The organism is Vibrio sp. D420a (genome assembly GCF_030248625.1).
Lineage (GTDB): Bacteria > Pseudomonadota > Gammaproteobacteria > Enterobacterales > Vibrionaceae > Vibrio > Vibrio fortis_A.
On sequence record NZ_JAHGAN010000002.1, the window covers coordinates 588,426 to 602,610 of the forward strand.

At 44.2% G+C, this 14,185-nt stretch carries 11 protein-coding genes; 5 read left to right on the top strand and 6 right to left on the bottom strand.

The genetic code is table 11. The features are described from left to right. Positions 1-6 precede the first annotated feature (6 nt). From KI743_RS03430 to KI743_RS03445, 4 genes are all read right to left on the bottom strand, one after another. A complete protein-coding gene (locus tag KI743_RS03430; protein WP_285464964.1) occupies positions 7-957 on the bottom strand; it encodes an iron chelate uptake ABC transporter family permease subunit in 951 nt (316 codons plus the stop codon). Then, positions 950-1,903 (bottom strand): ABC transporter permease, encoded by a 954-nt coding sequence (locus KI743_RS03435; RefSeq protein ID WP_152469691.1) that lies wholly within the window; start codon positions 1,901-1,903, stop codon positions 950-952. Before KI743_RS03435 ends, KI743_RS03430 begins: the two co-directional genes overlap by 8 nt. A gap of 96 nt (positions 1,904-1,999) precedes the next feature. Continuing rightward, positions 2,000-2,935: a siderophore ABC transporter substrate-binding protein gene (locus KI743_RS03440; protein ID WP_285464967.1), complete on the bottom strand. Its 936-nt coding sequence runs from the start codon at positions 2,933-2,935 to the stop codon at positions 2,000-2,002. A 421-nt stretch (positions 2,936-3,356) separates the two neighbouring features. Then, positions 3,357-4,163, bottom strand: a complete 807-nt coding sequence (locus tag KI743_RS03445) for a fumarylacetoacetate hydrolase family protein (protein WP_285464969.1) — start codon at positions 4,161-4,163, stop codon at positions 3,357-3,359. Between the two features lie 517 nt (positions 4,164-4,680). On the opposite strand from KI743_RS03445, the gene KI743_RS03450 reads away from it, so the two are divergent. Further along, entirely contained in the window at positions 4,681-4,890 is a 210-nt protein-coding gene (locus tag KI743_RS03450) for a hypothetical protein (protein ID WP_032552773.1), read from the top strand. A 256-nt stretch (positions 4,891-5,146) separates the two neighbouring features. On the opposite strand, the gene KI743_RS03455 is transcribed toward KI743_RS03450, so the two are convergent. Together KI743_RS03455 and KI743_RS03460 are read right to left on the bottom strand one after the other, a co-directional pair. Next, entirely contained in the window at positions 5,147-7,297 is a 2,151-nt protein-coding gene (locus KI743_RS03455; RefSeq protein WP_285464971.1) for a heparinase II/III family protein, read from the bottom strand. A 2-nt stretch (positions 7,298-7,299) separates the two neighbouring features. Next, the gene (locus KI743_RS03460; protein ID WP_285464975.1) at positions 7,300-9,483 is read right to left on the bottom strand and encodes a heparinase II/III family protein; all 2,184 of its coding nucleotides are present in this window, start codon (positions 9,481-9,483) and stop codon (positions 7,300-7,302) included. A gap of 332 nt (positions 9,484-9,815) precedes the next feature. On the opposite strand from KI743_RS03460, the gene KI743_RS03465 reads away from it, so the two are divergent. The 4 genes from KI743_RS03465 (at position 9,816) to KI743_RS03480 (ending at position 14,124) form a co-directional block, all read left to right on the top strand. Continuing rightward, positions 9,816-10,151, top strand: coding sequence for a cupin domain-containing protein (locus tag KI743_RS03465; RefSeq protein ID WP_032552776.1), 336 nt, complete (start codon positions 9,816-9,818; stop codon positions 10,149-10,151). A gap of 34 nt (positions 10,152-10,185) precedes the next feature. Further along, a complete protein-coding gene (locus KI743_RS03470; protein ID WP_285464979.1) occupies positions 10,186-11,124 on the top strand; it encodes a sugar kinase in 939 nt (312 codons plus the stop codon). Between the two features lie 132 nt (positions 11,125-11,256). Continuing rightward, positions 11,257-11,883, top strand: coding sequence for a bifunctional 4-hydroxy-2-oxoglutarate aldolase/2-dehydro-3-deoxy-phosphogluconate aldolase (locus tag KI743_RS03475; protein ID WP_032552779.1), 627 nt, complete (start codon positions 11,257-11,259; stop codon positions 11,881-11,883). 480 nt (positions 11,884-12,363) lie between these two features. Beyond that, positions 12,364-14,124 (top strand): transporter, encoded by a 1,761-nt coding sequence (locus tag KI743_RS03480; RefSeq protein ID WP_285464981.1) that lies wholly within the window; start codon positions 12,364-12,366, stop codon positions 14,122-14,124. Positions 14,125-14,185: the final 61 nt, after the last annotated feature.

Genomic DNA, 14,185 nt, shown 5'->3' on the forward strand with positions numbered 1-14,185 from the left:
CTACCTTTACTGAATTCTGGTGCGTAACAACAAGAACATAAAATACAAACCGCCGACTAGGTTGATAATCACGCTGACTGTAGTCTCAAAGTTCATCACTTTTTCCACGAACCATTGCCCTGAAACCAGCAGCGCGACAGCGAGCAGGCTACTCGCAACAATAAGTACTCGATGTTGATAAGATTTGAACATTTGACGAGCCAAACTCACGGTAATCAATCCGAAGAAGAGAACTGGGCCAACTAATGCCGTAGAAACAGCCACCATAATCGACACAATCACCAAGATGTATTGTGTTAAGCGTTTAGTATTTACACCCAAACTGGTTGCGTTATCAACGCCAAGCCACAACACATCAAGCTTCGGAGACATCCACCACAGCGCTAGTAAACACGCGCCCAAAGGCACAATGCTTAAGTAAACCAACTCCCCTTTTACATTGTTGAAACTCGCAAACATCACGTTCTGCAATACCGCAAATTCATTCGGATCGATAAGCATGCCTAGGAAGTTCGATAAGCTACCGAAAATACTGCCGCAAACAATACCGATGAGAAGCAGCGTGAACACATTGTTGCGTTTACTTTTGAAATAAAAATGGAACAAACCAAATGAGAAGAGCACCATAATGCACACGGAAAGTGTAAAGTTCGCAACTGCATCAACCACCCAAAAACTCAGGCTACCAAATACAAACAACAACGAGACTTGCACTAACATGTACAGACTATCGAAGCCTAGAATCGACGGCGTCAGAATACGATTATTGGTGATCGTTTGAAAAACCAAAGAAGACGTTGAAATGGCAATCGCAGCCAACACGATTGACAAGATCTTTGGTGTACGTAACTTTAGAAAAAACTCGTAGTTATCCCATGTAAGACCCTGTCCGATAAACACCCCAATCACCACGATGCAGACAACAGCCAATAGAGCCATTTTGATAGAATCACGCATTGGACTTGTCTCTCAAGATTAGATAAATGAAGATCAAGCCACCAAAGATGCTGATAACCATAGAGATCGGAATTTCATAAGGGAAAATAATCACCCTTGCGAGCAAGTCACACGCTAACACTAGAATCACACCCCAGTACGCGGTCCAAGGTAGGATCTTCTTCATGTTGTCGCCCATCATCAGAGAAACGATGTTTGGCACAATCAAGCCGAGGAAAGGGATTACGCCAACGATCATCACGACTGACGAAGCGCAAACTGCCACCAGCGCAACGCCAATAAAAACAATTTTTTGGTAGTTCAAACCGATATTGCGAGCAAAGCTTTCGCCGATGCTGGCTGCACTGAATTGACTTGCAAAAATATAAGCTAAAATACAGGCCGGTACTGCGAGGTATAAGATCTCGTAAGTTCCTTGTAGTACGGTCGCAAAGTTCGCCATGGTCCACGCAGACATCGTTTGTACAAGGTCATACTTGTATGCAATGAAGGTAGTAAGAGACGAAACAACATTGCCATACATGATGCCGATCAACGGCACCAAAACCGCATTTTTAAATTTCAGGTGCTGTAAAAAGCGCACCAACAGCATAGTGCCCAGAACAGCGAATGTGAAAATGAACCCTAAATAGTGCCATTGCGCTGCGCTGCCTAAGAAGACTAAACCGACAATATAGCCAAGCATCGCACAATCAATGGTGCCCATAGTCGACGGTGCAGCAAACTTGTTCTGCACAATCTGCTGCATGATGAGGCCTGAGACACTCAATCCAGCGCCAGCGAGAATAATAGCGAGCAAACGAGGAATTCGGCTTACAACATAAATAGAGTTAGCGTGGTCATTTCCGTTGAAAAAATCACTGAAGCTGATTTCAGCCACACCAATCATCAAAGAAGCAACGCATAGCACGACCAGAAAAACGGCGGCAGCAATGGGTTTAAACATAAAAGTAATACTAAGGAAGGTTGGGACTAGCCCGATACAAAATTCAAAAAGGGCCTATAAGACAATACTTATAAGCCCGATAGCTAAGGTGGCGACTTATTGTTTAACAGTGCGGTCGATGTCATTCAGCATACGTTGAGTTGCTGTTACACCGCCACCAGCTAGGTACCATGCACTTGAATCAATAAATACAATATTGTCTAGCTTCGCCGCTGGAGTCTCTGCCACTAACGCGTTATCGAATAACTGTTTCGCGCGTCCCTCTGAGCGACCAATCGCTTGTTCACGATCAAGTACGTAAATCACTTCTGGTTTCGCATCAGCGATGTATTCGAAAGAGATAAGGTTGCCGTGGCTACCTTTGATTGGCGCAACTTTTGCGCTCTTAGATTCAACAAAACCAAAGTCGTCAAAGATGATAGAGAAACGGCTACCTTTGTTGAACATAGCAATATTGCTACCATTGTTCATTAGCATCATTGCTGTTGTTTCATCTTTGGTTACTTTCTGATTTACCGCAGTAATTTGCTTTTGAGTCTTCTCAATCAACGCTTCTACTTCAGATTGCTTCGAGAAGATATCACCTAACGTGCGCCAGTTTTTCTGCGTATCAGCCCAGTACTTGTCACCTTCAACATAGAACATGATCGTTGGAGCAATTTGAGCAAGCTGGTCGTACACCTTCAGCATACGGTTTTCAGCAATGATCAGGTCAGGCTTAAGCATGTAGATTGCTTCGAAATCTGGCTCACTCAGAGAACCTGTATTTTTCGTCGTCTTTGCGTAAGACTTTAAGTAGTCAGGCAACAACATGTGTGAAGCACCCACTGGAGCCACACCGATTTGATCCAAAACATCTAAGCTACCATGGCCAAGAACAACAACACGTTGAGGTACACCAGAGACTTCCGTAGAGCCTTTAATGTGTTCTACCGTCACTGTTTTTGCATGAGCTGTCATGAATACAGACGACGCTAAAACCAGAGTTAAACCAGTCACTAGCTTGCGAGCTGAGTTAAGTATTTTGTTCATTTCTATTCCTTTGCTGTTATGACGGTTTTCTATCAAACACACGAAAGCGATTGCCGTGTAATAAACCGTACAACTGCGAGATAACGATTATTTAAAGTATGTCATTAACTTGACAACAAATTTGTAACGCAACTGAGAATTATTATCAATTATATTCTCGCAAAATTGGGGCTACAACAACTTTGTCATTTAGAAATGTAAATATGAGTATTACAAAAGAGAATAATGCCTCTCTTGATCATATTTTTACTCGAACGAGGCATACTTAAAGAACAGAAGTTAACTCAAAAAGAATCTGAGTTAACTTCAATAAAACTGGCTGATTTCGGCTCAAATAACGAGTAAATGAACCCTCACAAATAAATGTGTTCGTTGATCAGTTTACAATGTAAATTAAAACTAACTGTCTGATTAACATTGGTTAAAAATAGATCGTATTATTCACTTCACCCACGCCTTTGATACTTACAGAGATCATATCGCCATCTTTTAATGCTTTGGTTTTCCCAGGCGTTCCCATAAAGATCAAGTCACCCGGTTTCAGAGTGAAATAGTGGCTCAAATAACTGACGACTTTCTTCGGGCTATGGATCATAAAGGTCGTGTTCTCTTGTTGGACAATGGTACCGTTGAGCTTGGTAGTCAATTCAACATTGTTATAATCAACTCCTCGCGATATGGTTTTGGCTATGGGTCCAAATCCGTCAGACGCTTTGGCTCTCAACCATTGAAGATCACTCCCCTGCCACGAACGTTCTGTGAGATCGTTACCAACAGTAACCCCAAAGATCCCCGCTTCCGCCTCTTCCTGATCAGCTTTGTGAAGTGTTTTGCCAATCACCAATACCAGTTCCCCTTCAAAGTGCACATTTCGAGCGTCAAAAGGCGCGTGCACCGGCTGCCCTGAAAGGATCAGAGAGGAAGGAAGTTTAAGAAACATGGGAGGAGGAAGATCAGGGTGAGAAGCTGCGTGACTGCGGAAATTCATCCCAACTGCGAATACTTTCTCCGGTTGTGTCGGGAGCAATACCTCCACATCCGCAAGTGATATGCTTTTATCTGCCACACTATACTCTGAAAAAATATCCCCAACGATTGGAGTTATCGTGTCACCTTTGAGCTGACCATAGCTTATCTGTTCTTGATATTCGTAACGTACAAATTGCTCTACATTAGCCCAAGCACTGACAGAACAACTTGCGGCTACAAGTGAGCCAATCCATTTCATTAAATCATCCTTAAATACTCAATCGAGTTTACTTTTTCGGTAACCTAATGATCAGTATAGAAATTACTGGAGACTTTGCTGTAGATAACAAACAATATTTATGCGAAGCGTGCACTCAACGTACTTGTATAGGAAAAACCTGAGCATCTATTTTGAAAATAATCGAAATAATGCTTGAAATATAAAAAACGAGGCGTATATTACGCCACCTGGCTCAAAACATGAGCTGTTAATGCAACATCCCAGTCCAAGTTCCCACAAAGACAGTTCGCGATACCTCGTTACACCGCCTCTGCGTCAGCTTTACTTCGATAGTCATTCAATAGCGTCATTTTTGTTCCAACACTCCAGTTAGTTTTTGCTGTAGCAAATACTCGATCGTCAACAAAACTATCTGGTTAATCTCAATATTAATGTAATAAACACAAGGCACAGTTATGTCTAGAAGAACAACACGACAAATCCATTGGTACCAACTAACTCGCGAGAAATCGCTCAATAAATTTAAAGGCCATAAATGCTCAAAATCAAAATAGACTTATTGAAAGAAAACATCTCTTGGGTCACGGAGATACGACAATTAAACAGTGACATTTTGCATCGCCACATATTACCAAGGCTGCAACACACAAGTTATCTCATCGACTTCGAATTTGATGAAAGAGAGAGTATCGGAACCATTATCTCGAACAGTGGACAGAAGCTAGGACATTTCACAGTCCTCTAGATCAAAATCGCTCTATCCTCCACTAGAAACATAGCCACGTTTCATTCGTAGAAGCAACACCAAGACAGACCTAGTCATTTGCATTTCACATCGCGGCTTTCCGCTAACTAGGTTGTTATTGCCAGTACTCTCACTACTATCTTCATATAGCCTCTGATTTCTCTAGAGTTATAAACCACCGGCTAACCCAAAAATCCGAACAAAAAAAACGGGCATCCGAAGACACCCGATTCATCGTTATTCGCTTTTTAAACAATTAAAGCTTAGCGAATGCACCTTCCCATGAGTAAGTCTCACCAGCGAACTCAACAGTATGAGTCGCTTGCTGAACATCTTCAGCTTGGTTAGAGATACCGTAATGGTAAGTGTTACCAGAGGTGGTCTGAATGCGAACAACAGTCCCGACACTGTTATGGCCCACAACAGACACAGATTCTACAATGCCACGAGCGCCAACAGAGGCTTCGATAGACTCGTTAAAGTAGCCGTGCGTTTCTAGTACAGAGGCAAACACATGGTTTTGACCAGATTGACGCAAGATAAGCGCAGGCTCGCTCTTCAGGTTGAAGTCTGGATCGTTCGCGCCAGTACGAGCAAAAATCACTTCGCTGCCTTCGTTAGCACTTGTTACTAAGCTGTAGTAGCTGCTGTCGTGCAACCAGCTAACCAAAGAGCTGCCGTTCACTTTACCTGAAGCAACGTTCCAAAGGTGTTGGTAACCGTTGTCTTCGCCAAGTGGCTTAAGCGTGCTTTCAACCTTGTAATCAAAGTCAGTACGGATGATTTGACCAGAGTGGTGAACTGGTAGGTCGTACTGGTGCTCAGCATCTGCTTCAATGCGGTACACATCAATCACTAGTGGTTTCTCAAACTCAGGAAGCTCAGCAAGAATCACACTGCGCTGCATATCTACACCTGTGTAGTATTCAGAGATTGTGCCGCTCATGCCTTGTAAAGACTGATCGTCTGCTACAAAGAAGTGCTTCTGACCAAACTTAGATTCAGCCAGTGCCGTGTCGAAGTTATTTTGAGTTTTTTGGTCAACCGTTACTGTGTTGTGCGCCACAGTCTGCTTACAGTAAGACTTGTTCTCTGGGATGTAACGACCGCCAAATTTAGGCTCAACGTTTACCCAGCGACCAAAGCCGTAGTCGTGCAGCACTTCATGACCGCGGTTGAATACGCTTAGGTGCAGACCGTCGTAGTGACCGTGGTCTAGCGCAGAGTGATACTGGTGGTCTGAACCGTGTTGACCAAACCAGATCAACGCCATTGTGTCGTCATCTTGCTCATCACGGTGACGAAGGATGCTCACGCCGCCTTTCTCACCTTCGGGGCCGTCAGTCACGAACAGGCTACCCCAGTTGAATGGCTTGATTTCATCAGCCGCTTCAACCGCCCTTGATAGTGTTTTACCTGAGATATGGACCCATACGTCTTGCTGGTGATCAGCCATGCCAAGTAGCGTTTCAGTTTGCTCGTAGCGGTGGTAACACACTGATGTTGCCATGATCACGCCTTCATCGTTGATAGAAATCGTCTTCGATGAATCGTTCAGTGCTGGTAGCGTACCGTCAGGGAATGCCGTCTTAAATACTGCGTAAGAGGTTGTCTTGATTACTGAATCGTTGAATTCATAGATACCAAGCTCAGGTTGACGACGCTCGATTGCCTCTGCGAACAAGTAGATAGGACGCAGTGAGAAACGGTGATAGTACGGACCTTCCATGTAGTAGCCGTCTGGCGAGAACAGTTGGTCTAGTTGTGCTAGGAAACCGCCGCTCACCTTATCTAGTTTAAGGCCGTAAAGCGCTTTATCTACCGATTCTTGATCGTTGATTGCGTAGCCACAGATACCTACCGCTGCTACTGCCCATAGACCGTGGTTGTGCACGATGTCGAAGTCATGGCCGTATGTCACAACGAACAGCTCGATCATCTGCTTGAATAGGTCGTTTTCAATCAGCGTTTTTTCATCTTCAGAAATCGTGTGGTAAACACAGCTGTATGCACATGAAGCGTACAGCATCCACATGTTTTCATTCAGTGTTTGGTGGAAGATCTTACCCGGCGGGTTTGAGTCACGGCTAGTATTGCTCTCTAGCGATGGGTACACCTTCGCGTAAGCCGTTAGCATATCTACGATGTAATCACGGTATTTTGTCTCTTCTGTGATAAGGAATAGACGACCCGCTAGATCCATATGGATGTAGTTTTGCTTATGACGGTTATGTTCGTAACCGCCGCCCTCGCCGTGTCCCGGAACTTCAATACCCACTTCTGCCATATATGCGTCAGTTTGGTTGATGTCGCGAGTCAGTGCTTTTCCTAATAGGCTATCCTTGCCAAGTTCCTTACGAAGCTCTGCTGCTTCTTCAAAGTTCAGTAAAAGAGGTTGATAGCTCATTCTTATTTCTCCTGGCCAGCTGAAGTTGAGTCAATTAGGTTCTCTTCTAGCGAGTAGAAACCTGTCCAGCTGTACGTTTTGCCATTTAATTCGACTTTGTGTTCAGTAGTGTCAGTCGCACCCAGTTGGTTGCTGATCATTACTGTGACACGAGAGGTATTCGTTTCAATTTCAACAACAGAACCAATGTTGTTGTGCGCCAGTACTTTGATGTCTTGTACTTGACCACGAGCGTTCACTGATTGCTCAAACTCTTCGTTGAAGTAACCGTGCGTCTCTAGAACTGAAGCAAACAATGTTGTTTCGCCTTTGCTGCGTAGAATAAACGCAGGCTCAGAACGCAGGTTGAAGCTTGGGTCATTCGCGCCAGAACGAGTAAAGATAACTTCACCGTTGTCGTTCGAGCTTGTACCTAACCATGTGTAGTAAGTGTTGTTTTGTAGCCAGCTCACTAGCGCAGTATCGTTCGCTTCACCGCTTGCTACATTCCATAGGTGTTGGTAACCGAAGTCGCCGCCTAGCGTGTGTAGCTCTTTGTTGGTTTGGTAATCGAAGTTGGTACGAACAATCTGACCTTCATACTGATGAGAGTAGTCGTATTGGTGCTCGCCTTTCTCTGAATCTAGGCGGTACAGGTCTAATAGTAGCGGAGATTCTAGACCTTCAAGATTTAGCATGAACACGCTGCGTTGCATGTCAAAACCTTCGTAGTGATCGTTCGCAAACGCACTCATACCATTAATTTTTTGGTCTTCTACTTTAAAGAAGTGAGGTAAACCGTGAACTGAGTCTGCGCGCTCAACGTCAAAGTTGTTCTGACATTTCTCATCAATCGTTACCGCGTTGTGAGCGATAGTTTGACGTGCGTAAGACTTGTTTTCGTCTAGGTAACGGCCACCGAATTTTGGCTCAACGTTCACCCAACGACAGAAGCCGTATTCACGTAGCACTTCTTGACCACGGTTGAAGAAAGTAATACCTAGTGTATCGAAGTTGCCGTGGCCCATACCGTGTTGGCCGTAGTTCATCACAAGCTGAGACACATCGCCTTTGCTGTCTTGCATACGGATGAAGCCTTGAGCACCATTGTGACCTTCTGGGCCTTCGTTCAACTCAACACTTGGCCAGAAAGGCATACCGATCTCTTTCTCAGCGGTTGCCGCTTCGTATGCCTTAGAAAGCTCTAGACCACAGCCGTGCATCCATACTGCATCTTGAATCTTCGCCATACCTAGGATGTTTTCGTCAACTTTGCCATCCACTGTGTAGTGCTTACTGTAAACACTTACTGCAACTTGTACGCCCATGTCTGTGATACCCATAGTGCGAGACGCATCGTTAAGTGCTGGGAATTCACCGTTAGGGTAAGCCGTTGAAAGCATCGCTTGTACTGTGTTACCAATCACGCCGTCTTTGTAATTGTAGATGTCTACTTCTGGCATATGACGGTGAATCACCTCTGCGAAAACACACGTTGGACGAATCGCGTAACGGTGGTAGTAAGGACCTTCCATGTAGTAACCAGAAGGTGCAAACAGTTGAGAGATCTGCGCTAGGAAACCGCCTGTGTCGTTACGATCAAGACCGTAAACTGACATCTCTAGGTACTCACGTTTGCCCAGTGCTAGGCCACAGATACCCACAGCGGCTACAGCCCAGATACCGTGGTTATGGATGCGGTCGAAGTCGTGTGCGTACTTAACCGTGAACATCTCAAGCATAGGTTCGAAGATGCGAGACTCAATATTGTCGCGTTGTTCTTGCGTCAAAGTAGACTTAACGCACGAATACGCCAAGCTAGTGAACATTAACCAGCAATGTTCGTTTAGAATTTGGTGGAAAAGACGCCCTGTTGGGTTCGTGTTCTTTTGAACATGGAAATCGAACGTCAGGTACTTGTCTGCGTATACTTCCAATAGTTCAGTAACGAAATCAGCGTACTTCTGCTCTTTAGTGATAAGGAACAAACGGCCAGCTAGGTTCATGTATGTGTAGTTTTGTTTGTGACGGTTGTGCTCGTAACCACCCGCCTCGCCATGCCCTGGCACGTCAATAGGCAAGCGCATGAAGGCTTCCAGCTCTTTTTGATTCGCTGCGATCGTCTTACCCATTAAACTTGAACGGCCAACTTCTAAATGAAGTGCTTCAATTTCCGCGTCCGTTAGTAGTATTGGTTGTGTAGTCATGTTCTTTATCACCCTCGATGAAGAGTTTCTATATTTGAATTTCAATCTAATTCTTAAACCCCACATAAAGTAATACAATATGAGGTTTAATCCTACCTATTCATCGCTAAATGATGAGCAGAATCACATAAATCTCGCTAACTCCTTGATCTAAAAAGCCAATGACAATTATCAACATTACGTTAAGTCTTTGATTTTACGACACAATAAAAAGTAGCACTTGATCAATATCACACATTTCTAGATATATTGTATTACAATTAAACCTAATCACTTATGATGGATACAACTTAATGAACATATAGAAAATTTACACGCTTTGGAGAGACACAATGAACGCATTCTTTATCAATAACGAGCAGCCTTGGGAAGAACTGGGTGGCGGTATTAAGCGTAAGATCGTGGCGTACACTGACGATCTAATGGCTGTACACCTATCTTTTGACAAAGGCGCGATTGGTCATCCTCATACTCACGAAATTCATGATCAAATTGGTTATGTGGTTCGCGGTAGCTTTGAAGCTGAAATCGAAGGCGAGAAAAAAGTTCTAAAAGAAGGCGATGCGTACTTTGCACGTAAACACATGATGCACGGTGCAGTTGCTCTTGAGCAAGACAGCATTCTTCTTGATATCTTCAACCCAGCTCGCGAAGACTTCCTAAAATAATATATAGCGCAACCTCAGTTGCTAAGGTAAGCACATGAAATCATTTAATATCGCGGTCATTGGCGAATGTATGGTTGAGCTACAGAAAAAAGATGATGGGCTTAAGCAAACATTTGGTGGTGATACACTTAATACGGCTTTGTACCTGTCTCGCTTAACCCAAGAGCACAACATCAAAACAAGCTATGTAACCGCATTAGGCAATGATCCGTTCAGCCTAGATATGCTGGATAAGTGGAATGCAGAAGGCATCGACACTAGCTTGGTAAAGCAAATCGATGACAAGCAACCTGGCCTCTACTACATTGAAACTGATGAAACAGGCGAGCGCAGCTTCCACTACTGGCGCAATGATGCAGCAGCAAAATACTTGCTTGATGGTGATGATGCATCATTAGTGCTAGACAAACTGTTCTCGTACGATGCACTTTACCTTAGTGGTATCACATTAGCGATTCTGACAGAGAAAGGTCGCACTGCCCTACTGGCGTTCTTGGAAGAGTACAAAAAGCAAGGTGGCCAAGTTATTTTTGACAATAACTTCCGACCTAAGCTTTGGAAAAGCCAAGAAGAAGCGCAATCTTGGTATTTACAACTACTCAAATTCGCTGACATCGCGCTCTTGACCTTTGACGATGAGCAAGAGCTTTATGGCGACGCATGCATTGAACAATGTATTGAGCGCACCACAAAAAGCGGTGTTAAAGAGATCATCATTAAACGTGGTAGCAAAGACTGCCTAGTTGTTGAAGCGGATGCCGCGCATTATGTGGCGCCAAACCCGGTAGACAAGGTTATTGATACCACTGCCGCAGGCGACTCATTCAGTGCAGGTTTCCTAGCGAAGCGATTCTGTGGTGGTAATGCTCGTGATGCTGCGTTTGCAGGCCACTGTGTCGCTGGCGCAGTGATTCAACACCAAGGTGCAATTATTCCTAAAGAAGCAATGCCAACACTGTCTCTCTCTTCTTAATTTGATGTAAGCATGACGCCATTATCTGCGTCATGCTATGCTCAATCAAAGTGCTAGACGAGATGAACCAATAGATTTTAAAGCGCTGATAATTCAATAGTTATCAGTCAATTTAGACGTGAGATATTATCCATGACGACATTAAATGAACAACTGGCTAACCTGAAAGTTATCCCTGTAATCGCAATCAACCGTGCAGAAGACGCTATACCTCTAGGTAAAGCGCTTGTTGAAAACGGCATGCCATGTGCGGAAATCACGCTACGTACTGAATGTGCAATCGAAGCGATTCGTATCATGCGTAAAGAGTTCCCAGACATGCTGATTGGCTCTGGTACTGTATTGACTAACGAGCAAGTGGACGCATCTATCGAAGCGGGCGTGGACTTCATCGTAAGCCCAGGCTTTAACCCACGCACTGTTCAATACTGTATTGACAAAGGCGTTGCTATCGTTCCTGGTGTAAACAACCCAAGCCTAGTTGAGCAAGCAATGGAAATGGGCCTACGCACACTTAAGTTCTTCCCTGCTGAGCCTTCAGGCGGCACAAGCATGCTTAAAGCACTGACAGCCGTGTACCCAGTAAAATTCATGCCAACTGGCGGCGTGAGTTTAAAGAACGTTGATGAATACTTGTCTATCCCTTCTGTTCTTGCATGTGGTGGTACGTGGATGGTTCCAACAAAACTTATCGACGAAGGTAAGTGGGACGAGCTAGGTGCTCTAGTACGTGATGCAGTGAATCACGTCGCAAAGTAATTCATCTGACGACAAATTATGTTTAAAGCGAGCCTCTTGGCTCGCTTTTTTTGTTTAAGCTGCTTTTGCGATAGATTCACACTTCAATAGTATGATGATAATGACGCAAAGATGAGTAAGACGCTCATCGTTAGCCCAGTCTTAGAACCGCCTATACTTACTGTTTTAGGAAGAGATCTGGAAACAAAAATAGATGCTAGTTATTTCGTCTAAACAACAGAGTCACACCCTTAGCATCTAACTTCATGATTTTAAAAGGAGTTAATGGTATTATAAATGGTTACATTTAAAAGCAATTAGTATTACGAATTAGATTTTACAAAAGTGCTTTAAAGCCCCATATGTCATAGCTTTGTCAGGATTTTCATATATCAAAAAGCTCTTGGTTTGGATCACAATAAAAGCATATTGTAGTACAAATAAAGCTATAAAAGAGTAATCTAGGAATCAGTTAATGATCACACTTAAAAGGCTGAAAAAATGACTATTGATACTCTTGTTGTTCTTGCCTACTTCTTCTTTCTTGTAGCCATTGGTTGGATGTTCCGTAAGTTCACAACGTCGACAAGTGATTACTTTAGAGGGGGCGGCAAAATGTTGTGGTGGATGGTTGGTGCAACCGCCTTCATGACACAGTTTTCAGCATGGACGTTTACAGGTGCCGCAGGACGCGCGTTCAGCGACGGTTTCGTCGTTGTAATCCTATTCTTAGCCAATGCATTTGGCTACTTCATGAACTACATCTATTTTGCTCCAAAATTCCGCCAGCTTCGTGTTGTAACAGCAATCGAAGCAATTCGTCAGCGTTTTGGTAAAACTTCAGAGCAGTTTTTCACTTGGGCTGGTATGCCTGATAGCTTGATTTCAGCGGGTATCTGGTTGAACGGTCTTGCAATTTTCGTTGCTGCTGTATTCAACATTCCGATGGAAGCAACCATCGTTGTAACAGGTCTAGTACTCATGTTGATGGCGGTAACCGGTGGTTCTTGGGCCGTTGTTGCATCTGACTTCATGCAGATGCTTGTTATCATGGCTGTGACGATTACTTGTGCAGTTGCGGCATACTTCCACGGTGGCGGTCTAGGCAACATCGTTGCAAACTTCGATGGCGACTTCATGGTTGGTAACAACCTGAACTACATGAGCATCTTCATCCTTTGGGTTGTGTTCATCTTCATCAAACAATTCGGTGTAATGAACAACAGTATCAACGCTTACCGCTACCTGTGTGCAAAAGACAGTGAAAATGCGCGTAAAGCGGCTGGCCTTGCATGTGTGCTAATGATTGTTGGTCCACTGATTTGGTTCCTACCTGCTTGGTACGTAAGTGCATTCATGCCGGACTTCGCAGAGCAATACGGTTCAGTGGGTGCAGACGCTGCTTACCTAGCATTCGTACAAAACGTAATGCCTGCAGGTATGGTTGGTCTTCTAATGTCAGCAATGTTCGCGGCTACCATGTCTTCTATGGACTCTGGTCTAAACCGTAACGCAGGTATCTTCGTGATGAACTTCTACAGCCCAATTGTTCGCCCACAAGCGACACAGAAAGAGCTGGTTGTAGTAAGTAAAGCAACGACAGTAATGATGGGCTTCATCATCATCGGTATTGGCTTGTTCATCAACTCACTGCGTCACCTAAGCCTGTTCGATATCGTACTAAACGTTGGTGCATTGATTGGCTTCCCAATGCTTATCCCTGTACTTCTAGGTATGTGGGTTCGTAAGACTCCAGACTGGGCTGGTTGGGCAACACTGATTGTTGGTGGTTTCGTTTCTTACATCTTCGGTATCTCTCTACAAGCTGAAGACGTACAGAATTGGTTTAACCTAGAACACGCACTAACAGGTCGCGAATGGTCTGACTTGAAAGTAGCACTGAGCTTAGCAGCACACGTTGTGTTCACTGGTGGCTTCTTCCTAGCAACAACACTGGTTTACAAGGGTCGTACACCGGAGCGTGAAGCAGAAGTTGAGAAGCTATTTGAGAACTGGAACACACCGGTTGTGGCAGAATCTCAAGAGCAGCAAAACCTAGACACTAAACAGCGTTCAATGCTTGGTAAGCTAATCTGTACTGCAGGTTTCGGTATCCTAGCGATGGCTCTAATTCCAAATGACATTACTGGTCGAGCACTGTTCCTACTGTGTGGTTCGATTGTACTGTCAGTTGGTGCACTACTGGTTAACGCCTCTCGCGGTGGCGTAAAAAAGCTCGATGAGCCAGCGGCAATGAAATAAGCATTGCTTCTAGCAGCAAAACAGCTTCTAGCAAGAATACACCGATAACAAACAAAACGCC